Raw genomic sequence first — 21,597 nt, forward strand, 5'->3', positions numbered from 1 at the left:
GTGGACTATTAAGGCCCCTGGGGAGGCTGGGTTTTGTGCGTGGGGAGCAGCTCAAAGCGAAGAAACCCGGGCCTCAAAGGGGACTCTCCAGGGGCAGAACTGTCAGCGCTGGGCCGCCGGGCGCACGATGATCTCGTTCACGTCCACGTCGGCGGGCTGGGCCAGGGCGAACGAGATCGCGCGGGCGATCGCGTCCGCCGGGATCAGGTTGCGGCGGAACGTCCGCATGTACTCGGCGGCGCCGGGGTCGGTGACGTGGTCGGCGAGCTCGCTCTCCACGGTCCCTGGCGTGATCGTGGTGGCCCGGATGCCCGGGTCGGACTCCAGGCGCAGCCCCTCGGTGATGGCCCAGGCCGCGAACTTCGTGGCCGAGTACACCGCCGACGTCGGGTACACCTCGTGCGCCCCCACCGAGGCGACGGTCACCACGTGCCCACCGCCCTGCCGCCGGAAGTGCGGCAGCACCGCGGCGATGCCGTGCAGCAGGCCGCGCACGTTGACGTCGATCATCTGGTCCCACTCGTGGACCAGCAGGGCGTCGAGCCGGGACAGCGGCATGACCCCGGCGTTGTTCACGATGACGTCGATGCGGCCGTGCTCCTGGACCACGGTGTCGACCGCGGTGCGCACGGCGTCGGCGTCGGTCACGTCGAGGCTCAGGGTGGCGGCCCGGCCGCCGTCGGACCGGATCTTCTCCGCGACGGCGTCGAGGCGGTCGGTGCGCCGGGCGGCGAGGACGACGTCGTGGCCCTCGGCGGCCAGGCGGACTGCCGTGGCCTCGCCGATGCCGCTGCTGGCGCCGGTGACGAGGACGACCTTGGGATTGCTCGTTGTTGTGGTCATGGCTTCAGGCTGGTTCGCCGTCCGGCGGCCAGGAAGGACGCCGTCCTCCTGGGTGCGGCGCACCCTGGCTGACCGACGGCGCCCGTCGTACCGTCGTGGGCATGACCGCATCACCGCTCGGCGACTACCTGCGCGGCCGGCGCGACCGCCTGACGCCGGAGGCGCTGGGGCTGCCCGTCTACGGCCGGCGCCGCGTCGCCGGGCTGCGCCGCGAGGAGGTGGCCATGCTCACCGGCGTGAGCGTGGACTACTACGTGCGGCTGGAGCAGGGGCGCGAGGTGAGCCCGTCGCCGCAGGTGCTCGACTCGCTCGGGGAGGTGCTCCGGCTGGACGACGACGGTCGCCAGCACCTGTACCGCCTCGCCGGCCTCGGCCCCCGCCCGCTGCCGCCCGCCCCGGTGGAGGAGGTGGACGACGCGCTGCTGGAGCTCATGCTCTCGTGGCCCGCCAGCCCGGCGCTCGTGCTCGGGCGGGCCTACGACGTGCTCGCGGCCAACCCGCTGGGCGAGGCCCTGTTCGGCGGGTTCCCGTTCTCGCGGAACCTGACGCGCACCGTGTTCCTGGACCCGGGCGCGCGCACCCTCTACCCGGACTGGCACCTGGTCGCGGAGAACGCGGTGTCGGGGCTCCGGCTCGCGGACGGGCTCATGCCCGGCGATCCCCGGATCCGGGCCGTGGTGGACGAGCTGCGCGTGAAGAGCCCGGACTTCGTGACCCTCTGGGACCGGCACGACGCGCGGGGCAAGCGCCTGGACACGAAGCGGTTCCGGCACCCCGAGGTGGGCCCCCTGGAGCTGCGGGTGCACGTGTTCGAGGTGCGGGGCGCGCCGGGGCAGGAGCTGGTGGTCTACCACGCGCCGGCCGGGTCGCCGTCGGCGGAGGGGCTGGCGCTGCTGGGGACGCTGGCGGCGACGCGGCGGATCGGCTGACACCGTCGGCGTCTTCTATCCTTGACCCGTGGCAGACCGGATCCCTACGGGAGTACCTACCCGCCCAGGGCCACGGCCCAGGGTCGTCATCCCGTATCCCCGGCTCTCCCCGGGACTGCGCAGCTACTTCGCGACCGAGGGCGGGGGCGCGACGCTCCTGCTCGCGGCTTCGGCCATCGCGCTCGTGTGGGCGAACGTGGCGGGCGGCTCGTACGAGGCCATGTGGGACACGCCGATCAACCTCACGGTCGGCACGTGGGAGCTGCACCTCTCGCTGCACCACTGGGTCAACGACTTCCTCATGGCCGTGTTCTTCCTGGTGGTCGGCGTCGAGGTCAACCGCGAGCTGACGGTCGGCGAGCTGCGCAGCTTCCGCGCCGCGTCCGTGCCGCTGTTCGGCGCCATCGGCGGGCTGGCCGTGCCGATCGGCATCTACCTGCTGATCAACCCGTCCGGGCCCGACGCCGCCGGCTGGGGCCTGCCGATGTCCACGGACACGGCCTTCGTCATCGGCGTGCTCGCGCTGGTGGGGCCACGCTGTCCGGACCAGCTGCGCATCTTCCTGCTGACGCTGGCGATCTTCGACGACATCGGCGCCATCGCCCTGCTCGGCATCTTCTACTCCGACGCGCTCATGATGGGCGCGCTCGTGCTCGCGGCCGTCCTGGCCGTCGTGCTGTTCGCGATGCGCTGGATCGGCGTCTGGCAGATCGCGCCGTACCTGATCGTGGGCGCCGTCCTGTGGGTGGTCGTCCTGGAGTCGGGGCTGCACCCCACGCTGGCCGGCGTCGTCGTGGGCCTCGCCGTGCCCACCGCGCGCCACGGCAACGACGACGAGGCGCGCCTCCACTTCGGCTTCTACGGGCGCGCGCTCATGGAGGAGCTGGACCCTGCCCGCTCCCGGCTCGCGGTGCGTGCCGCGCAGTCCGCCGTGCCGACCAGCGACCGCCTGCTCGACGCGCTCCACCCGCTGAGCTCGTACGTCGTGGTGCCGGTGTTCGGCCTGGCCAACGCGGGTGTGGTGCTCTCCGGCGAGTCGATCGACGCCGCCATGTCCAGCCCGGTGACGCTCGGCGTGCTGGTCGGGCTGGTGCTCGGCAAGGGGATAGGTGTGTTCCTCGGCGCGATGATCGCGCTGGTGACCGGGCTGGGCACCCTGCCGGGCCGGGTCAGATACGGGCACCTGGCCGGCGGCGCGTTCCTGTGCGGCATCGGGTTCACCATCGCGCTGTTCGTCAGCGAGCTCGCCTTCGACGACGAGGCCCTGATCAACGAGGCCAAGGTCGGCATCCTCGTGGGGTCGCTGCTGTCGGGCGTCATCGGCGCCGTGATCCTGCGCTACTTCGGCGACCGGCTGCCGCTCTGCTCGCCCCACGAGGCCTCCGGCCCGCCGCCGCTGCCCGAGGGGGCGTGGCGCCCGCCGGCGTGAGCCGTCCCTGAGCCGTCAGGCCACCGTCGGCCTCGGGCGGTGCTCCTGCGCTGGTGCTGGTGCTGGTGCTGGTGCCGGTGCCGGTGCCGGTGCCGGTGCCGTGGTGCCGTCGCCGCCGGCGGCCGTTGGTTTCTCCGCCGCGGCCGCTTCCTCGCGGGCCAGGAAGTTCCCGAGCTCGCCGATGGTGCTCATCAGCGGTGCGGGGAACACGACCGTGGTGTTCCTGTCGACGCCGAGCTCGACCAGCGTCTGCAGGTTGCGCAGCTGCAGGGCCAGCGGGTGCGCCATCATGATGTCGGAGGCGTCGCCCAGCCGCGTAGCGGCGAGCTGCTCGCCCTCGGCGTTGATGATCTTCGCGCGCTTCTCCCGCTCGGCCTCGGCCTGACGCGCCATGGCGCGTTTCATGGTCTCGGGCAGCTGGATGTCCCTGAGCTCGACCAACGTGATCTGGAGGCCCCACTCGGTGGTCGTGCGGTCGAGGATCAGGCGGATGGCGTCGTTGATCCGGTCGGTCTCCGCCAGGATCTCGTCCAGCGCGTGCTGCCCGACGACGTTCCGCAGCGTGGTCTGGGCGATCTGGTTGATGGCCGCGCTGACGTTCTCGATCTCGATCACGGACCGCACGGCGTCGACCACCCGGAAGTAGGCGACGGCGGCGACGTCGACGCTGACGTTGTCCTTGGTGATGATGCCCTGGGACTGGATCGGCATCGTGACGATCCGCAGGGAGATCCGGTGCAGCACGTCGACCACCGGGATGATGACTCGAAGGCCCGGCTCGCGGGTGCCCTTGAGCCGGCCGAACCGGAAGAGCACCCCCTTCTCGTACTGCTTGACGATCTTGATGGCCATCGCGAGGCCGATCAGGACGAGTGCAAGGAGCACGATCAGGATCCAGGCCGCGGTGCTCATCGGAACGCCCCGCAGGGTCCGCGCAAGGAGCGGTCAGCCGGCGGGCCGGCGATCGACGTCGTCATGACGCCTACCTCTCAAGACGGTTCAGGACCGGTCCCGGGCAGAGGCGTCCCGGACCCGTCCACTCCTCACGATACTCCGGGTGCGGCCTGGTGCCGGTGGCCCGGCGGGGCGGGGCGCGGATGTGCTACGGGTGCCTTGTGGGCGGCGCCCTCCGCCGTCGGCCGACTCCCTTTTGAGGCCTAAGTTTCTTCGCTTTGACGAGTGCCAAAGCGAAGAAACTTAGGCCTCAAAGGTGAGTGGGGCCAATGGTCGGCAGGTTCGTCCGCGCGGCTGGCTGGCGGGTCACCGGGCGAGGAACGCCGTCAGCGCGTCCAGGTGTTCCTGGACCGGGCCTGCCGTCAGGACGCCGCTGCCCGCAGCGATCTCGCCGGCGGCCGGGGCCAGGGCGGCACGGGCGCGCTCGGCGATCCGGCGGTCGCCCACCGCGACGGCGGCGCGTCCGGCCAGGACCCAGAGGACCTCGGCCAGGAGACCCGGCGGCGGGTCCGGGATGCGGCGCACGGCCTGGGCGGCCGCCGTGACCGCCGCCGCGTCGCCGCGGGCGTCGTGAGCGTCGTGAGCGCCGTGGGCGCCGTGGGCGCCGCGGGCGCCGCGGGTGCCGCGGGCGCCGCGGGCGCCGCGCGCCAGCAGCAGGTGCGGGCGGGCCCAGGGCTCGTAAGGGCCCCAGTCGGCGTCGTCCAGGGGCGGTACGGCCCCGGCCTCCCTGGGGGACGCCGGCCCGTCGTCGGCCGTCCCGCCGTCCGCCGGGAGCCCGTGCCAGACCCGCAGCGCGAGGATCGCCAGCGGCAGCAGGCCCTCGGCGAGCCCCGGCATGCCCGCGCCGTCGAGCGTCGCGGCTGCCGCCCGGTATCCGCGCTCGGCGTCGGCGCGGGCCGCCGGATCCGCCTCGCCCGGCGCGCCCGAGGCCGCCGCCCGTAGCGCCCCGAACCACGCGGTGAACACGCCCACCAGCGGCCGCTCGTGCCGAAGCCCGAGCGCCTCGGCGCTGTCCGCGTGCCGCTGCGCGTCGGACCACCGGCCGAGGGCGGACAGGGCCTGCACCTGTACCAGGTGCCCCAGGATCTCGAACGTCGCCAGCCCGTGCCGGGCTGCGAGCGACACCAGCTCGGCGCCGATCGCGTCGCGCTCCGGGGCCAGGCCCGTGCGCTCGAACCGGGTCAGGTACCGCCCGGCCAGTGCGAACGCGAGGACCGCCGGGTCGCCGGACCGCCGGGCGAGCGCCTCCGCCTCGTGCGCCGCCTGCGGGCCGCGGGCCCCGGCCAGGCCCCGTGACTCGACCGCCACCGTCGCCAGGAGCTTGGCCCGGACGGCGTCGGGCGCGTCGTCGGGCAGCGCGGCGAGCGTCCGCTCGGCGGCGGCGACCACCTGGGCGGCCAGGCCGGCGTCGTCGGACCGGGTCCAGGCACCCGGAACGTCGAACGCGCCGATCACCCGCGCGGTGAGGTCCGGGTCGCCGAGCTGCTCCGCGGCGCCGACGGCGGCCACGCGCTGCGCGCGAGCGGCGGTCAGCCCTTCACCGCCGGTAATCGCCAGCGTGCGCAGCAGCGTGGTGGTGGACTCCAGCCGGGTGCGCGCGCCGGCGGCGACCACCCTCTCGTAGGCCGACGCCGTGTCGCGCCAGACGTCGTCGGCGCCGGGCGCGCCGCCCGTGCCCGGGTCGTGCCGCAGCACCTGCGCCTCCAGCTCCGCGAGCCGCGGCCCCGGGTCCACGCCGAGCTCACCGGCCAGCATGGCGCGGGCCCGGCGGAGCACCGCCAGCGCGTCGGCCTGCCGGCCCGACCGGTACAGCGCCAGCGCGAGCAGCCGCCAGCCCTCCTCGCGCCAGGGGTGCTCGGTCACGTGCGCGTCCAGGCCGGGCACGACGTCGGCCGCCTCGCCCAGGGTGGTGCGTGCCTCGGCGAGGCGCTCGACCGCGACCAGCCGGAGCTCGGCCAGGCGGGCGCGTTCGGTCACCGCCCACGGCAGGTCCAGCCCCGCGTACGGGGATCCGCGCCAGGCGCCCAGCGCGCGGTCGAGCGCGTCGCGGGCCGCGGCGGGTGCCAGGTCGCGGGCGCCGGAGACCGCCGCCTCGAACGCCCAGGCGTCCACGTCGACCTGGCGCAGCGCGTACCCCGGGCCGTCGGTGACGAGCACCCGGGCCGGGGTGCGGGCCGCACGCCCGGGCTCGACCGCCCGGCGCAGGGCCGCGACGAAGGTGCGCAGCGCGGACAGCGCACCAGGCGGCGGCTCCTCCCACAGGTCCTCGACCAGGGCGTCGGCGGTGACCACCCGGCCGCGCGCGACGACCAGCCGGGCGAGCACAGCACGCTGGCGCGGCCCGCCAAGGGGCGCCGCGACGCCGTCGGCCCAGGCCGTGACCGGGCCGAGCACGCCCACCCGGACCGGCGCCGTCGCCGCGGCGGCAGGCTCTCCTGACCGGTCACTCATCGGTTGCTCATCCGTGTCCTGGAGGTTGGGGGCATGACAACGAAGATCCCTGAGTTCGAGTACCAGAGCGTCGCCGTGGGCGACGTGCACCTCAACGTAGCCGTCGGCGGCGCCGGCAGCCCGGTGTTGCTGCTGCACGGGTTTCCGCAGACACACCTCATGTGGCGGCACGTCGCCGCGAACCTCGCCCGCGAGCACACCGTGATCGTCCCCGACCTGCGCGGATACGGGGCCAGCGACAAGCCGGCCGAGCACGACCGCGACACCTACTCCAAGCGGACCATGGCGCAGGACGTGGTGGGGCTGGCCCGGGCGCTCGGGCACGAGAGGTTCGCGCTCGCGGGCCACGACCGCGGCGCCCTGGTCGCGATCCGCGCGGGCCTCGACCACCCCGACGTCGTCACCCACCTGGCGATCCTCGACGTGCTGCCGACCCTCGACATGTGGGACGTGCTGCACGGCGCCGACGCGGCCGTCGCCTTCCATCTGTACCTGATGGCGCAGCCCCCGGGCCTGCCCGAGCGCATGATCGAGGCCTCCGCCGACGAGTTCTTCGGCTTCTTCCTCGACGCCTGGGGCACGAGCGCCGAGGCCTTCCCGGCCGATGTCCGGGCCGAGTACCTGCGGGCCTCGCGCGAGGCCGTCCCGTCGATCGTGGCGGACTACCGGGCGTCGGCGGGTATCGACGTCGAGCACGACCGCGCAGACCAGGCGGCCGGACGCCGCCTGACCATGCCGGTCACGGTGGTCCAGCAGGACTGGGGCAGCGCGCTCGGCTACGACGCGGCGGGCCTTTGGTCCGCCTGGGCCGCGGACCTCGACCACCGCACCCTGGACGCCGGCCACTTCATGGCCGAGCAGTCGCCGGGCGAGGTGGTCGCGGTCCTGCGCGGCCTGCTGAAGCGATAGGTGCTACCGCCCCCAGCGGGACGTGCGCTTGCGCGACAGGCCCATCGTGTCGCGCAGGTCCGTCACGGTGACGTCGCCCAGGTAGGGCTCGTCGTTGATGAACAGCGTGGGCGTGCCGTGCACGCCGGAGTCGATCCCGTCCTGGTAGTCCGTGCGGACGGCCTCGGAGAACTTCTGGGCGGGATCGCCCACCAGGGTGCTGGTGTCCAGCCCGAGCTGGTCGCCGTACCGGACGATCGACGCGTCGTCGAGGCTGTCCTGGTTCTTGAAGAGCAGGCCCGCCATCGGCCAGAACGCGCCCTGGTGGCCGGCGGCCTCAGCCGCCAGGGCCGCCGTCAGCGCGTACGGGTGCGGCTCGAAGAGCGGGAAGTGACGCCAGACCAGGCGCACCTGGCCGTCCGAGTTCTTGATGAGCTCGTGCAGCACGGGCTTGGCCGCGCCGCAGTACGGGCACTCGAAGTCGCCGAACTCCACGATCGTGAACGGCGCCTCCGGGTTGCCGTAGGCCCAGCGGAACGCGAAGTCGGCGTCGTGCGGGGTGCTCGGCGCGGCGTGGGGCACGGCCTCCCGCGCGCTGCCGTCGGACTCGTCGATCGTCATGGCGTCATCCTTTCACCGGCGGGGGCCGGTCGCGGCGTCGAGCAGGGTCTCGGCGGCAGCCCGCGCGTGGTGCGCGGCCTCCGGGGTCCCGGCGATGGCGGCGGTGGTCTGCGCGCCCTCGGCCAGGATGGCGAGCTGCGGGGCCAGCGCGGGCGGCGCCCCGGCGTCGGCCACCAGGCGGGCGACGTACTCCTGGAAGGTGCGCTTCTGCTCGCGGACGGCGTCCGCGACGGCGGTCGACGACGCGCCCAGCTCGCCGTGGGTGTTGATGAACGCGCAGCCGCGGAAGTCCGGCTCGCGGAACCACGCGTCGAGGAAGTCGAAGATCGCCAGGATGCGCTCGCGGGCCGTCGTCGCCCGCTCGGACGCCGCGGCGAGCCCGCTGTCCCAGACCTGCGTGCGGTGGTGCAGCACGGCGACGATCAGCTCGTCCTTCGAGGCGAAGAGCGAGTAGATCCGCTTGAGGGAAACGCCCGCCGCCGTCCGCACCGCGTCCATGCCCACGGCCTGCACGCCGCGCGCGTAGAACAGCTCGTCAGCGGCCCGGACGACGTCCTCGCGCGCCGTCTTCTCGTCGATCATGCGATCTCACCCCGTCTTGTGTCCCGCACGAGTTGCGCGGAGAACGTTCGTTCTCTACTGTAGCGGACATAGGCGGAGAACGAACGTTCTCCGCTCGGATCGAGAGGGAGACGGATCATGGGTTTCATCACGGTCGGCACCGAGAACAGCACCCCCACGGAGCTGTACTACGAGGACCACGGCTCGGGCCAGCCCGTCGTGCTCATCCACGGCTACCCGCTGGACGGCAACAGCTGGGAGCGGCAGTCGCGTGAGCTGATCGCCGCCGGCTACCGCGTCATCACCTACGACCGCCGCGGGTTCGGCAACTCGAGCAAGGTCGGCACCGGTTACGACTACGACACGTTCGCCGCGGACCTGGACGCCGTGCTGACCTCCCTCGACCTGCGCGACGTCATCCTGGTCGGCTTCTCCATGGGCACCGGCGAGCTGGCCCGCTACGTCAAGAACCACGGCGCCGACCGAGTCGCCAAGCTCGCGTTCCTCGCCTCGCTGGAGCCGTTCCTCGTGGCGGCCGACGACAACCCGGAGGGTGTGCCGCAGTCCGTCTTCGACGGCATCGCCGAGGCGGCCCGATCCGACCGCTTCGCCTGGTTCACGAACTTCTACAAGGACTTCTACAACCTGGACGAGAACCTCGGCTCCCGGATCAGCCAGGAGGCCGTCACCGCGAGCTGGAACACGGCCACGGGCAGCGCCCCGGTCGCCGCGTACGCGGTGGTCCCGACCTGGATCGAGGACTTCCGAGCCGACGTCGCCGCCGTCCGCGCCGCCGGCAAGCCGTCCCTGATCCTGCACGGGACCAAGGACAACATCCTGCCGATCGACGCCACCGGCCGCCGCTTCCACGACGCGTTCCCGGAGGCGGAGTACGTCGAGATCGAGGGCGCGCCGCACGGCCTGCTCTGGACCCACGCGGCTGAGGTCAACGAGGTGCTGCTCCGCTTCGTGCAGGCCTGATCCTGGACCGAAGGCCCCCGGCGTCACGCCGGGGGCCTTCGGCGTCAGCGGGGGAGCGGGCCGGTGTACGTGGCGCGGGAGTGCTCGACGTCGGCCATGTGCGCGTCGCCCCAGTCGCCCAGCGCTGCGAAGACGGACTGCAGGCTGCTGCCCAGCTCCGTGATCTCGTACTCCACGCGCGGCGGCACCTCCGCGTAGATCCTGCGCTGGACCAGGCCGTCGCGTTCGAGCTGGCGCAGGCGCTGGGTCAGCACCTTGGGCGTCACGCCGATGCGCCGCTCCAGCTCGACGAAGCGCTGGGTCCCGTGCGCCTGCAGCACCCACAGGATCGGCGTCGTCCACCGGCTGAAGACCAGGTCGACGACCGGCGAGATGGGGCACGCGGTGGCCGGGTCGTCGTCGGGCTGCGGGCACCAGGTGCTGGTGCCGGGCTTCGTGGCGGGCGTCGCGTTCGACATGGCAGGCTCCAATACTTTCCTGAGGGAACCTACTGTACTGACGCTCGTAACGTCGGCGGCACGGCGGCCGCAGGGGCCGTCGGGCCCTGTTCGGGGCCGTGTCCTACCGACAAGGAGCACCCATGATCGTCGTCACCGGAGCCACCGGAAACATCGGCCGTCCGCTGGTCGCCGAGCTGGCCCGGCGGGGCCAGGACGTCACCGCCGTCTCCCGCGCGGGCACCGCCCCGCTCGACAGCCCGCTGGTCCGCGGGGTGAGTGCCGACCTGGCCGAACCGGAGGGCCTGCGGGCCGCGGTCGACGGCGCGGACGCCCTGTTCCTGCTGGTGCCGGGCTCGGGCGGGCACCTGGACACCGAGCGGATCATCGGCATCACCGCCGAGGCCGGCGTGCGCCGGATCGTCCTGCTGTCCTCGCTGGGCGCCGTCACCCGCGCGGGGTCGGCCTCGCACGCCCCGCTCGCTGAGCTCGAGAAGCGGGTGCAGGGCTCGGGCCTGGAGTGGACGCTGCTGCGGCCCGCCGACTTCGCCAGCAACGCGCTCGCCTGGGTCCCCACGGTCCGGTCGGAGCGCGCCGTCCACGCGCCGTTCGGCGACGTCGCGCTGCCCGCCGTCGACCCGCTCGACATCGCGGAGGTCGCGGCCGCCGCCCTGGCCGACGACGGGCACGCCGGCCGGAGCTACACGCTGACCGGCCCCGCCGCGCTCTCGCCACGCGCGCGGACCAAGGTGCTCGCGCAGGCCCTCGGTGCGCCGATCGATTTCGTCGAGCAGTCCCGGGACGAGGCGCGCGCCGACATGCTCGCGTACATGCCGGAGCCGGTCGTCGACGGCACGCTCGGGATCCTGGGCGAGCCGACGCCGCGGGAGCAGCAGGTCAGCCTCGACATCGAGAAGGTGCTGGGGCGGCCGGCGCACACGTTCGAGGACTGGGCGCGTCGAAACGCTGAGGCGTTCGGGGGCTGACGGCGGTGACCGGATCAGTCCGCCCCGCGACCTGATCCAGCCTCCCGCGCGGGCCGCACGAGGAAGCAGACTGGGGCCATGAGCAGAGCGCTGATCGTCATCGACGTCCAGGAGTCCTTCCGCGTGCGCCCGCTGTGGGCCGACACCCTCAACCCGGGGGTCGCCGAGCCGGTCAACCGGCTGGTCGACCTCGCCCGCGCGGCCGGCGACCTCGTGGTCTGGGTGCTGCACACCGAGCCGGGGTCGGGCAACCCGTTCGACCCCGCGACCGGTCACGTCCGCCTGTTCGAGGAGCTGGGCGAGCCCCGGCCCGGCGAGCCGCTGCTGCACAAGACCTCGCACAACGCGTTCACCACCACCAACCTCCAGCAGATCCTCACCACCCACGGCGTGGGCGAGCTGCGGATCTGCGGCATCCGGGCGGAGCAGTGCGTGGAGACCACCACGCGCGTCGCCTCCGACCTCGGCTACGACGTGACGTTCGTCAGCGACGCGACCACGACCGACCCGCTGGGCCGGTTCAGCGCCGCCGACCTCCTGGAGCGCACCGAGACCGTGCTCCGTGACCGGTTCGCGCGCATCGCGACCGTCGCCGAGCTGGTGGCGGAGGACGGCGCGCGCGCCGGCGAGCAGGCCGAGGTGGCAGCATCGACGGCGTGACCACCGTCGTCTTCCTGCTCCTGCCCGGGGTCCACTTGCTCGATCTGGCGGGCCCCGCGCAGGCGTTCTTCACGGCCGGGGACTTCGGCCACCCCTACGACCTGCGGTTTGTCTCCGGGACCCCGGCGTCCGGCGCCACCCCCGGCAGCCCAGGGCCCGACGGCGCCGTGGTCGCCTCCGCGCAGGGCCTTCCGCTGGTCGCCGGTACCGACTGGCCGGCGCTCGGCCCGGACGACCTCGTCGTCGTCCCCGGGTGGCGCGTGGGTGGCGACCCAGGCGCCTGGCCGCGCCTGTCCGCGGAGGCGCGCGAGCGGCTCCGCGCGCACCACGCGGCGGGCGGCACGGTGGCCAGCGTGTGCGCGGGCTCCGACGCCCTGGGCCAGGCGGGGCTGCTCGACGGCCGTCGCTGCACCACGCACCACGCCGTCCAGGACGCGCTCGCGGCGCGGCACCCGCGGGCGCACGTGGTCCGCGACGTCCTGTTCACCAGCGACGACGGCGTGGTCACCTCCGCGGGGATCGCCAGCGGCATCGACCTCTCGCTGCACCTGCTCGCCGTGCGGCACGGGCCCGCGCTGGCTGCCCGGGTGGCCCGGGAGATGGTCGTGTACGCCCGCCGGAACGGGACGGAGCCGCAGGCCAGCGCGATGCTCCGGCACCGGTCGCACGTGGACGACACGGTGCACCGGGCCCAGGACCACATCGACGAGCACTTCGCGCGGACCCTGCCGCTCGCCGACCTGGCGGCGCGGGCGGGCGTCGCCGAGCGCACGCTGACCAGGGCGTTCACCCGAGCCACCGGGGTGACGCCCCTGCGCTACCAGCAGCTGCTGCGGCGCGAGCGCGCCGAGCACCTCATCGAGCAGGGCGCGACGATGGAGTCGGCGGCCCGCACGGTCGGCTTCGAGGACTCACGCTCGCTGCGCCGGCTGCGGGCCGTCGCCGACGGATGATCGGCGTCAGACCAGCAGGCCGATGACCACCGCGACCACGCCCAGCAGCGGGATCACGCCCTGCTTGAGCGCCGCGCTGCTCTTGCTCGGGTCCGAGATGATCAGCACGAGCGACGCCGCCACCATGGAGCCCGCGCCCGCCAGCACGAGCGCGGCGCCCGCCGCCGTCGACCCGGCGGCCGTCAGGACGATGCCCACCGCCGTGACGATCGCGAGGAACAGGTTGTAGTACCCCTGGTTCAGCGCGAGCGGCTTGGTCACCTCGGCCTCCTCGGCGCTCATCCCGAACGTCGCGAGGGTGCGCTTCTCGGTCCAGGCGAAGGACTCCAGGTAGAAGATGTAGACGTGGATGAGAGCCGCGACGCCCGCGAGCACAAGTCCGGCGATCAGCAAGGTGGTGCCCTTCGTTCCCTGGGTCCCGGCGCTGGTCGCGGCCGGGTGATCGGCAGTATGTCAGCACCCCGCCCGGCCGGCCCCGGGAATAGCCGGCGCGTCCAGATGGCTCCGTCTCGTATGGACTGGGAGATGACGGCGCTGACGCGCGAGCGGCTGTCCGCGGGTGACGTGCGGTCCCGGCCGGGCGCCCTGTGGGCGGTCGTGCTGGCCGGTGCGGCCACGCTGGAGACCGCCGGCGCCCGCCACCGGGTCCTGTCCGGCGACGCGGTGCTCGTCGACGCCCGGACCGCGCACCGGCTCGTCGCCGACCGCGACACCGACCTGGTGCACGGCGACCTGCGGCCCACGGTCCCGTCCGCGGCGCTGCCGAGCCCGCTGGTCGTCAGCGGTTTCGACCAGCGGCAGCGCGGCGTCGTCGCCCTCGTGACCGCGTGCCCGCTCGACGCGATCTCCAGCCCGGCCCCGTTCGCCGCGAGCTACGCGGGCCTGATCGGGGCGGCGATGACGGCGCTGTGGCAGGAGACCGCGACACCCGCCGGCCGCGCCGGCGGAAGCCTCGGCGCGGGCACCGCCGAGACCGGCGCCGCCGCCGACACCCAGGTCGCCGACGTCGTCGCGGCGCTCGCGGACCGGCCCGGCGAGCCGTGGACCCTCGACCGGATGGCGGCGCTGGTGCACCTGTCGCGCTCCGCGCTGACCGAGCGCTTCCGCCGGGCCACCGGGCACAGCCCCATGCAGATGCTGCGGGAGGTGCGGATGCACCGGGCGCGCACGCTCCTGATCGACCGGTGCCTGCCGGTCACGCGGGTCGCGTTCGAGGTGGGCTACGGCTCGGTCGCGGCGTTCAGCCGGGCGTTCACGTCCGACCACGGCCTCTCGCCGCTGGCGTGGCGGACGGGTCCGGACCAGAAGGCGCCGGCCCAGGCGGCGCCGGACCAGGCTGCGCCGTCCGCCGCCTGGACCGGCCCGAACACGAACCAGGTACCAGCCCGGACAAGGCCCCGCCAGGCCCGGCCCTGGGTCCCGTCCGCCCCGCTCAGCCCGTCAGGTGCGGGGTACCCGCAGGAACGCCCAGCCGAGTCCCGCCGCGACCGCGGCGGCCGCCCCGACCAGCATCAGCGGCCGGACGCCGTGCCCGTCCAGTAGCACGCCGCCCAGCGACGACCCGGCGGTGATGGCGATCTGGAACGCGGTGACCTGCAAGGACATCGCGGACTCGGCGCGCTCCGGCTCCACCCGCGTGACCCAGAGCTGCGTGATCACCGGCACCATGCTGATCGAGAAGCCCCACAGCACCACCGCGACGGCCAGCACCGGCACCGACGAGGCGAACGCCGTCAGCACGAGGCCCGCGGCCAGCGCGACCGGGGCCGCCGCGGCCAGCGGCCGCAGCCACCGCGCGAGCACGCCGGCGAGCACCGTGCCCACCGTGCCGCCGATGCCCCAGGCCAGCAGCATCCACGTGGTGGCGGCGGGGTCCACCCGCTCGATGGCGATGCGGATGTACGGGTAGGCGGTGAAGTTGGCGAAGGCCACCAGCACCACGCAGCCGATGCCCGCCATCAGCCGCCCGTTGCGCAGCGCCTCGCGGAGCATCCGCAGGCCGGCGGTCGGGTGCGGCGGGACCGACGGCAGGCTCAGGCCGAGCACGACGGCGCCGACCGCGGTGAGCACGGCGACGCCACCGAACGTCGTCCGCCAGCCGACGGCGTCGCCCACCACGGAGGCCAGCGGGATGCCGACGACCGTCGCGATGCTGGTGCCGAACGCCAGGGCGGACGAGACCACGTGGTCCCTGCCGGGCACGGCCCGGGTGCCCGCGCCGAAGGCGAACGACCAGTAGCCGGCGAGCGCGATGCCCAGCAGGAGCCGGCCGAGCAGCAGCACGGCGAAGCTGGGCGCGAGGGCGACCGCGAGGTTCGAGATCGCTGCCGCCACCAGCAGCGCGACCAGCACGGTGCGCCGGTCGGCCCGGGGGAGCAGCACTGCGATGCTCGGCGCGGTGAGGGCCCCGGCGACGGCCGTCGCCGCCACGGCCAGGCCGGCCGTCCCCTCGCTCACGCCGACGTCGGCCGCCAGCGCGGGCAGCACGCTCGCCGGCAGGAACTCGCTGAGGACCACCATCGCGATCCCGAAGGAGAGGGCCACGACGGGCGTCCAGGTCGGGTTGCCCGACGGCGGGGCCGCAGCGGCGTCGCGCTGCGTGGTGGTGGTTGTGCTCATGGGCACCACCCTGGCCGCCCGCGCGGCCCGCCGGTTGATCGTGCGGCGGGCGCAGTTGACCGGACGGCGGGACTACTCGACCGCGGCCGGGCGACGGCCCGCGCGGTCGTGGCGCCAGGCGCGGACGCCCGCGACGACCGACGCCGCGATGACCACGCCCGCCACGACGTACGCGACGGGCCGCACCGACGGGTCCGACGCCGCGTAGTAGCCGAGTACCGTGATGAGCACGCCCCAGCTCACGGCCCCGAAGATGTTCGCGGTGAGGAACCGCAGGTAGGACATCCCGCCGATGCCCGCGATGACCGGCACGAACACGCGCGCCCAGGGCATGTAGCGGCCGATCACCACGGACCACCAGCCGAACAGCTCGTAGAACCGCTCGGTGCGCACCACGGTCGCCTGCACCCAGCGGCCCTTGCGAGTGCTCAGGTACGGGCGCCCGTACCTCCGGCCGAGCAGGAACGCGACCTGGTCGCCCGCCACCGCGGCGACGCCGACGCCGATCGCGAGCACCCAGATGTCGATCCGGTCGGTGCTCCCGGCCACGATCCCCGCGCCGAACAGCAGCCCGTCCCCGGTGAGGAACGGGATGAAGACGCCGACGAAGAACGCCGTGCCGACGAACACCAGGCCCCAGACGACCAGGTAGAAGGCGAGGGGGCCGAGCACGTCGAGCCAGCCTGCGACGTCGTCCGAGACGGCGGTCCTGATCATCGAGGGCGTCCTCCGGAGCCGAGGGGAGCGTTGGTGAGGACAGCCTAAGCTCCGCCGCCGTCCGCGGGGACAGCGGGCCGGGTGGACCTAGGCCCCGGGCCGGTCCACCACCCGGGACATCACCAGCGCCGTGCGCGTCTTGACCACGTGGGTGACCGTCCGGATGCGCTCCACGGTGCGCTCGATCTCCTCCATGCTCGTGGCCATGACGTGCACGATCGCGTCGGCGTCGCCGGTCACGGTCGAGACGCGCACCACCTCGGGGATAGGCGCGAAGTCGCGCTCCAGCACCTTGGGTGACACGATCCCGGAGCAGAAGATCTCGACGTAGCCCTCCAGGATCCAGCCCATCGCCTGCGGGTCCACGCGCACGGTGAAGCCGGCGATCTCCCCGCGGGCGAGCATGAGGTCGACCCGGCGCTTCACGGCGGGCGCCGAGAGGCCCACCACGCTGCCGACCTCCTGGTACGTGGCACGCCCGTCGCGAAGCAGCTCGCCGACGATTGCCCGGTTCACGGCATCCATGAACGAATCGTTCAATACTCGCTGCGATTGCGCAAGAATCCGCGCCTGGATACGCAACGGATGCTCGCCTGTTGTGAATCGGTGCGGCCTTAATCTCGCGCCATGACGCAGACCACCGCGCAGCGGACCGCCACGCCGCGGCACTACCTCATGTGCCCGCCCACGTACTTCGACGTCGTCTACGCCATCAACCCGTGGATGGACCCGTCGTCTCCCGTCGACACCGCCAAGGCCCTCGCCCAGTGGGAGGCCCTGCGTGACGCCTACGAGGCGCGCGGTCACAAGGTCGACATCATCGAGCCCGAGCCGGGCCTGCCCGACATGGTCTACGCGGCCAACGGCGGCATCGTCGTGGGCGGACGGGCGCTCGCGGCCCGCTTCACCTACCCGGAGCGCGCGGCCGAGGGCCCGGCGTACGACCGCTGGTTCGGCACGCCCGCCGCCGACGGCTACCGCCGCCTCGGCGAGTCGGCCGAGATCATGGAGGGCGAGGGCGACCTGCTGACGATCGGCAAGCTGCTGCTCGCCGGCACCGGCTTCCGCACCACGCCCGCCGGCCACGCCGAGGTGGCCGAGCGCCTGGAGCTCGCGGAGCAGGGCATGGAACTGGTCCCGCTGGAGCTCGTGGACCCGCGCTACTACCACCTCGACACGGCCCTCTCCGTGCTCGACGACGGCGCCGTCTCCGGCGAGACCGTCGTGGCCTACCACCCCGAGGCGTTCAGCCCGGCCGCGCAGGAGACGCTGCGCACCCTGTTCCCCGACGCGATCCTGGTCGGCGCCGACGACGCCGCCGTACTGGGCCTGAACGTCGTGTCCGACGGGCTGAACGTGTTCCTCAGCGACCGCGCCCGCGACTACGCCGACGCGCTCAAGGAGCGCGGCTTCGTGCCCGTGGGCATCGACCTGTCCGAGATCTTCAAGGGCGGTGGCTCGGTCAAGTGCTGCACGCTCGAGCTGCGCCCCGCCACCACCGAGGAGACCCGATGACCACCGTCCCGTACCTCGACGTCGCCGCCACCGCCCGCTGGGTCGCCCGCCGCGGCCCGGAGGCCGCCATCGCCGCGCTGACCGACGCCCTGGACCGCGACTTCGCGCGCTGGCCGGAGCTCGACAAGCGCCCGCGCATCGCGTCGCACTCGCCGGATGGTGTCATCGAGCTGATGCCCACCTCGGACGCCGAGACCTACGGCTTCAAGCTGGTCAACGGCCACCCGCTCAACCCCGCCAACGGCTTCCAGACGGTCACCGCGATCGGCATGCTGGCCGACGTCGGCAACGGGTACCCGACGTTCCTCGCCGAGATGACGCTGCTCACGGCGCTGCGCACGGCCGCGACGTCGGCCCTGGCCGCGCGCTACCTGGCGCCCGCGAACTCACGGACGCTCGCCCTGATCGGCTGCGGCTCGCAGGCCGAGTTCCAGGCGCTCGGCATGCGCGCCGAGCTGGGCATCGAGACGCTGCGCGTCTTCGACGTCGACCGCGACGCGATGGAGAAGCTGGCGAAGCACGCCAAGGCGCTCGGCTTCGACGTCGTCCTGGCCGACGACGCCGCCGACGCCGTGCGCGGCGCCGACGTCATCACGACGTGCACCGCGGACAAGCAGAACGCGACCGTGCTGCACGACGCCGACGTGACCGGCGGCGTCTTCATCAACGCGATCGGCGGCGACTGCCCGGGCAAGACCGAGCTGGACCCGGCGATCGTGGCGCGCGCCAGCGTGTTCGTCGAGCTGCCGGAGCAGACCCGCATCGAGGGCGAGATCCAGCGCCAGGCCGCCGACTTCCCGGTGACCGAGCTGTGGCAGGTCGTCACGGGCGCGGCGCAGGGCCGTCGGAGCGAGGACGAGCTGATCGTGTGGGACTCCGTCGGCTTCGCCGTGGAGGACTGGACCGCCCTGAAGTTCGTGCTGGCCGACGTGACGGCGAACGCGCCGGAGCTGCTGCAGCACCTGGACCTCATCGCGGAGCCGGAGAACCCGAAGGACCTGTTCTCCCTGGTCGCGGAGGCCTGACCCAGCCCCGTTGAGTGCGGGCCATCTGTTGTTCTCGGGGCCTCCGAGCAACAGATAGCCCGCACTCAGCGGTTCAGAGGAGTTCGGGGCGGAGGTCCGGCTCCGACTCGAAGGTGTGGAACGGGTGGGTCGGGTTCGTCAGACGGTGGTGGCCCAGGCGGAGGAGGTCCTGGTCGACGCCGCCCGGGGTGAGCATGAGCATCCAGTCGGCCGCCATGTCGTACAGCTCGGGCTCCAGGTAGCCGATCTTCACCACGACGACGTCGGTGCCCCGCGGGTCCAGCCCGATCGTCGTGAAGTCGCTCTCCAGGTGGTACGGCTTGCGCCGCTCCGTGAGGATCACGCGCAGCCCGCCCACGCGCACGACGGCGACGATGCCGGCGTCGGGGTCGCCCTCGCTCACGTGCTCGACCACGCCCGTCAGGCGGACCGGCCCGTGCGGGCCGTCGTCGACCCGTGCGCCGGCCTCGACGTCGACCGCCGCGCCCGGCCCGTCCGCGGCGAAGGCGGCGGCCACCGTGCGTGCCGCCTCGGCGTCGGGCAGGGAGGCGTAGATCGCGGTGCGGCCGCCGTCCTCGGGCGCGGCGGCGAAGGCCGGTTCCGCGAGCAGACGCGCGAGCGTCCAGGTGACGTCGCCCGCGCCGCCCGCGGTCGGGTTGTCGCCCGAGTCAGACAGGAAGTACGGCCGCGCCTCGCTCGCCAGGGCCGTCGCCACGCACTGGTCGTACGGGGCGGCGGGGGCGACGAACGCGAAGTCGTCGCGCGCGTCCCAGTACTGCCGGGCGAGCTGCTCGGCCTCGCGCACGATCACCTCCTCGTCGTCGCCCGTGACGACGACGGCGGCCCGGCAGCTCGGCTCGTCGGCCCACGCGTACCCGACCCAGAGCGCGGCGTCGAGCACGCCGGGCAGGCCGGCCACGCGGGCGACGTCGGCGTAGATGGACGCCGCGGGCTCGATGCGGGTGCTGGTCTTCTCGCCGGGCAGCAGCACCGGCACCTGGACCCACGCCTTCTTGGGCGCGCCCCCGGACCGGAGCCGGTCGAGCAGGTTCGCGGCGGCCCGCTCGCGGGTCTCCCAGGCGTCCTCGTGCGGAGCCATGCGGTAGCAGGTGATCAGGTCGGAGGCCTGGGCCAGCTCGCGCGGCACGTTGCCGTGCAGGTCCATCGTGGTGCTGATCAGCGTCCCGGGGCAGACGACGGCGCGCACCGCCGCCGCGAGGTCGGACTCGGCGTCGTCCCGGCCCACCACGGTCATCGCGCCGTGGATGTCGAGCAGCAGGCCGTCGTACGGCCCGCGCTCCGCCTGCTGGTCGCGCAGGGTCGCGACGATCTCGTCGCGCACCGACTCGTAGACCTCGGCGGGCACGGCGCCGCCGGGCAGCGACCGGGCGTGCAGCACGCCGGTCCACTCGGCGGCGTCGCGCAGGGGAGCGCCGTCGGCGAGGAACGGGTAGTGCTTCACGAGCTCGTCGCCGCGGCGCAGGGTGAAGGCCTCCCACCCTGAACGGTGCGGGGAGAACGTGCTGGACTCGATCGACATGCCGGCGATCGCGACCCGCGGGCGGGGGTTGGTCATCGTGGTCCTTCCGACGCTGTTGTGGACGACGCTGTGGAGGGGGCAGTGGACGGTGCGGGAGACGGCGTGGTGGCGAAGGCGTGCGGCACGAGCGCGTCCTCCAGCAGGCGGCCCACGCCCACGAGGTTCGCGTCGGCGCCCAGCCCGGACGGCGCGATCACGAGGTCGCGGGTCATCAGGGGGTGGGCGCCCTCGTAGATCTGGCTGCGGATCGCCGAGACGAACGGTTCCAGCGTCGACAGCGCGCCGCCCAGGTACACGGCGCCGGGGTTGAAGAAGTTGACGACCGTGCACAGCGCCGCGCCGAGGTGCCGGCCAGCGGTCCGGGTCAGCGTGGTCGCGACGGGTTCGGCGTCACGCACCAGGGCGAGGACGTCGGCGGTCCCCGCGACGTCGTATCCCTGCTCGTTGATCAGCCGCACCAGGGCGGCGCCGGAGGCCACGGTCTCCAGGCAGCCGCGGTTGCCGCACGTGCAGGGGGTGTCGCCGCCGGCGGGGATGCGGGTGTGCGTGATGTCGCCGGCCGCGCCGCCCGCGCCGCGGTAGAGGCGGTCGTCGACCAGGATCCCGGCCCCGATCGCGCTGCCCGCCTTGACGGAGACCGAGTGCCGCGTGCGGCGGGCATGCCCGAAGTGCTCGCCGACGGCCATCGCGTTGGCGTCGTTCTCGACCACGGCGGGCACGCCGAGCGCGTCCTCCAGCCAGGAGCCGACGTCGAACCCCGACCAGCCCGGCATGCGCGACGGGCTGTCCAGGGCGCGCTGGGCGACGTCGACCGGCCCCGGCAGGGAGATGCCGACGCCGAGCAGGCGGCCGCCGTCGGGCGCGGCGCCGGCGAGCTCGCGCAGCGCGGCCGTGACCTGCGTCAGGACCGGCTCGGGGCCGTCCGCGATCGCGAGGGCGACCTCCGTGGTCGTGGCGAGCTCGCCGCCGTGCCGCAGGATGCCGAGCCGGGCGTGGGTGCCGCCCACGTCGACCACGCCGAGATAGCCCGTGCTGCCGGGCACGCGCAGGGCGCGGGGACGCCGTCCGCCGCTGGACTCGCCCTCGCCGGTCTCCTCCAGGGCGCCCGCGGCGAGCATCGCCTGCACCCGTTGCGAGACGGTGGACGGCGCGATGCCGAGCGACTCGGCGATCTCCTTGCGGGAGCGGGCGCGGCCGCTGGACACGAGCACGAGGATCTCCCGCTCGAGCCGCGGGGCGGCGGCTCGGGGACGCGTGGGCTGGGGCACGGGCCTCCTCCAGGCTGGGTGCGGAACGCTGGCGTGATGCAGAACTTATTTCGATGAGTGGAACAAGTTCCGGGCACGAGTCTGCACCACGTTCGCGCTGATCCGGGCAGGCCTGCCTTTTTGCGGCGCCGAATTAACAGTCTTGTTACGGCTTTCGCATAGATCCGGGAAACTTAGTACGTCTACGGTGCTCTATTATTCGGCTGACGAAACAAGTACG

At 73.6% G+C, this 21,597-nt stretch carries 22 protein-coding genes; 10 read left to right on the plus strand and 12 right to left on the minus strand.

Translation table 11 applies throughout. The annotated features are described in order from the left end of the window. Positions 1-102 precede the first annotated feature (102 nt). A complete protein-coding gene (locus ACFV9Q_RS18800) occupies positions 103-843 on the minus strand; it encodes an SDR family oxidoreductase (RefSeq protein ID WP_377235634.1) in 741 nt (246 codons plus the stop codon). Between the two features lie 101 nt (positions 844-944). Between ACFV9Q_RS18800 and ACFV9Q_RS18805 the strand changes: the two genes are divergently transcribed. Together ACFV9Q_RS18805 and nhaA are read left to right on the plus strand one after the other, a co-directional pair. Then, the gene (locus ACFV9Q_RS18805; RefSeq protein WP_377235635.1) at positions 945-1,772 is read left to right on the plus strand and encodes a helix-turn-helix transcriptional regulator; all 828 of its coding nucleotides are present in this window, start codon (positions 945-947) and stop codon (positions 1,770-1,772) included. A gap of 28 nt (positions 1,773-1,800) precedes the next feature. Next, complete coding sequence (gene nhaA / locus ACFV9Q_RS18810) at positions 1,801-3,201, plus strand: Na+/H+ antiporter NhaA (RefSeq protein ID WP_377231250.1); 1,401 nt, start codon at positions 1,801-1,803, stop codon at positions 3,199-3,201. Between the two features lie 15 nt (positions 3,202-3,216). Here nhaA and ACFV9Q_RS18815 read toward each other — a convergent pair whose 3' ends face one another. Continuing rightward, complete coding sequence (locus tag ACFV9Q_RS18815; protein WP_377235636.1) at positions 3,217-4,113, minus strand: slipin family protein; 897 nt, start codon at positions 4,111-4,113, stop codon at positions 3,217-3,219. A gap of 348 nt (positions 4,114-4,461) precedes the next feature. Further along, the gene (locus tag ACFV9Q_RS18820) at positions 4,462-6,606 is read right to left on the minus strand and encodes a BTAD domain-containing putative transcriptional regulator (RefSeq protein WP_377235637.1); all 2,145 of its coding nucleotides are present in this window, start codon (positions 6,604-6,606) and stop codon (positions 4,462-4,464) included. Positions 6,607-6,639: 33 nt separating this feature from the next. Between ACFV9Q_RS18820 and ACFV9Q_RS18825 the strand changes: the two genes are divergently transcribed. After that, positions 6,640-7,515 carry an alpha/beta fold hydrolase gene (locus ACFV9Q_RS18825; protein WP_377235638.1) on the plus strand — a complete coding sequence of 292 codons (876 nt, stop codon included), beginning with the start codon at positions 6,640-6,642 and terminating at the stop codon, positions 7,513-7,515. 3 nt (positions 7,516-7,518) lie between these two features. Here ACFV9Q_RS18825 and ACFV9Q_RS18830 read toward each other — a convergent pair whose 3' ends face one another. Both ACFV9Q_RS18830 and ACFV9Q_RS18835 read right to left on the minus strand, forming a co-directional pair. After that, positions 7,519-8,115 (minus strand): DsbA family protein, encoded by a 597-nt coding sequence (locus tag ACFV9Q_RS18830; RefSeq protein ID WP_377231246.1) that lies wholly within the window; start codon positions 8,113-8,115, stop codon positions 7,519-7,521. 12 nt (positions 8,116-8,127) lie between these two features. Beyond that, entirely contained in the window at positions 8,128-8,697 is a 570-nt protein-coding gene (locus ACFV9Q_RS18835; protein ID WP_377235639.1) for a TetR/AcrR family transcriptional regulator, read from the minus strand. A gap of 117 nt (positions 8,698-8,814) precedes the next feature. On the opposite strand from ACFV9Q_RS18835, the gene ACFV9Q_RS18840 reads away from it, so the two are divergent. Further along, entirely contained in the window at positions 8,815-9,657 is an 843-nt protein-coding gene (locus ACFV9Q_RS18840) for an alpha/beta fold hydrolase (RefSeq protein ID WP_377235640.1), read from the plus strand. 44 nt (positions 9,658-9,701) lie between these two features. On the opposite strand, the gene ACFV9Q_RS18845 is transcribed toward ACFV9Q_RS18840, so the two are convergent. Then, positions 9,702-10,115, minus strand: a complete 414-nt coding sequence (locus tag ACFV9Q_RS18845; protein ID WP_377235641.1) for a winged helix-turn-helix transcriptional regulator — start codon at positions 10,113-10,115, stop codon at positions 9,702-9,704. A gap of 122 nt (positions 10,116-10,237) precedes the next feature. On the opposite strand from ACFV9Q_RS18845, the gene ACFV9Q_RS18850 reads away from it, so the two are divergent. The 3 genes from ACFV9Q_RS18850 to ACFV9Q_RS18860 all read left to right on the plus strand — a co-directional run bounded on the left by ACFV9Q_RS18850 (position 10,238) and on the right by ACFV9Q_RS18860 (position 12,693). Continuing rightward, positions 10,238-11,080: an SDR family oxidoreductase gene (locus ACFV9Q_RS18850; protein ID WP_377235642.1), complete on the plus strand. Its 843-nt coding sequence runs from the start codon at positions 10,238-10,240 to the stop codon at positions 11,078-11,080. A gap of 78 nt (positions 11,081-11,158) precedes the next feature. Then, complete coding sequence (locus ACFV9Q_RS18855; protein WP_377235643.1) at positions 11,159-11,740, plus strand: cysteine hydrolase family protein; 582 nt, start codon at positions 11,159-11,161, stop codon at positions 11,738-11,740. Next, positions 11,737-12,693 carry a GlxA family transcriptional regulator gene (locus ACFV9Q_RS18860; RefSeq protein WP_377235644.1) on the plus strand — a complete coding sequence of 319 codons (957 nt, stop codon included), beginning with the start codon at positions 11,737-11,739 and terminating at the stop codon, positions 12,691-12,693. The genes ACFV9Q_RS18855 and ACFV9Q_RS18860 overlap by 4 nt, the downstream gene beginning before the upstream one ends. A gap of 6 nt (positions 12,694-12,699) precedes the next feature. Here the strand turns inward: ACFV9Q_RS18860 and ACFV9Q_RS18865 are convergent, their stop codons facing one another. Continuing rightward, positions 12,700-13,086 carry a DUF1304 domain-containing protein gene (locus tag ACFV9Q_RS18865; RefSeq protein ID WP_377235645.1) on the minus strand — a complete coding sequence of 129 codons (387 nt, stop codon included), beginning with the start codon at positions 13,084-13,086 and terminating at the stop codon, positions 12,700-12,702. A 132-nt stretch (positions 13,087-13,218) separates the two neighbouring features. On the opposite strand from ACFV9Q_RS18865, the gene ACFV9Q_RS18870 reads away from it, so the two are divergent. Further along, a complete protein-coding gene (locus tag ACFV9Q_RS18870; protein ID WP_377235646.1) occupies positions 13,219-14,235 on the plus strand; it encodes a helix-turn-helix domain-containing protein in 1,017 nt (338 codons plus the stop codon). On the opposite strand, the gene ACFV9Q_RS18875 is transcribed toward ACFV9Q_RS18870, so the two are convergent. From ACFV9Q_RS18875 to ACFV9Q_RS18885, 3 genes are all read right to left on the minus strand, one after another. Further along, positions 14,134-15,312 (minus strand): MFS transporter, encoded by a 1,179-nt coding sequence (locus ACFV9Q_RS18875; RefSeq protein WP_377235647.1) that lies wholly within the window; start codon positions 15,310-15,312, stop codon positions 14,134-14,136. The two genes, ACFV9Q_RS18870 and ACFV9Q_RS18875, sit on opposite strands and share 102 nt — an antisense overlap. A 72-nt stretch (positions 15,313-15,384) precedes the next feature. Further along, positions 15,385-16,029, minus strand: a complete 645-nt coding sequence (locus ACFV9Q_RS18880) for a DedA family protein (RefSeq protein WP_377235648.1) — start codon at positions 16,027-16,029, stop codon at positions 15,385-15,387. A gap of 87 nt (positions 16,030-16,116) precedes the next feature. Further along, entirely contained in the window at positions 16,117-16,554 is a 438-nt protein-coding gene (locus tag ACFV9Q_RS18885; RefSeq protein ID WP_285102503.1) for an Lrp/AsnC family transcriptional regulator, read from the minus strand. A gap of 102 nt (positions 16,555-16,656) precedes the next feature. Between ACFV9Q_RS18885 and ddaH the strand changes: the two genes are divergently transcribed. Beyond that, positions 16,657-17,544 carry a dimethylargininase gene (ddaH, locus tag ACFV9Q_RS18890; RefSeq protein ID WP_377235649.1) on the plus strand — a complete coding sequence of 296 codons (888 nt, stop codon included), beginning with the start codon at positions 16,657-16,659 and terminating at the stop codon, positions 17,542-17,544. After that, positions 17,541-18,569, plus strand: coding sequence for an ornithine cyclodeaminase (locus tag ACFV9Q_RS18895; protein ID WP_377235650.1), 1,029 nt, complete (start codon positions 17,541-17,543; stop codon positions 18,567-18,569). The genes ddaH and ACFV9Q_RS18895 overlap by 4 nt, the downstream gene beginning before the upstream one ends. A 73-nt stretch (positions 18,570-18,642) precedes the next feature. On the opposite strand, the gene ACFV9Q_RS18900 is transcribed toward ACFV9Q_RS18895, so the two are convergent. Next, a complete protein-coding gene (locus ACFV9Q_RS18900) occupies positions 18,643-20,145 on the minus strand; it encodes a M81 family metallopeptidase (RefSeq protein ID WP_377235651.1) in 1,503 nt (500 codons plus the stop codon). Beyond that, positions 20,142-21,377, minus strand: a complete 1,236-nt coding sequence (locus ACFV9Q_RS18905; protein ID WP_377235652.1) for an ROK family protein — start codon at positions 21,375-21,377, stop codon at positions 20,142-20,144. Before ACFV9Q_RS18905 ends, ACFV9Q_RS18900 begins: the two co-directional genes overlap by 4 nt. Positions 21,378-21,597: the final 220 nt, after the last annotated feature.

This window comes from Promicromonospora sp. NPDC059942 (assembly GCF_042731755.1).
Taxonomy (GTDB): domain Bacteria; phylum Actinomycetota; class Actinomycetes; order Actinomycetales; family Cellulomonadaceae; genus Promicromonospora.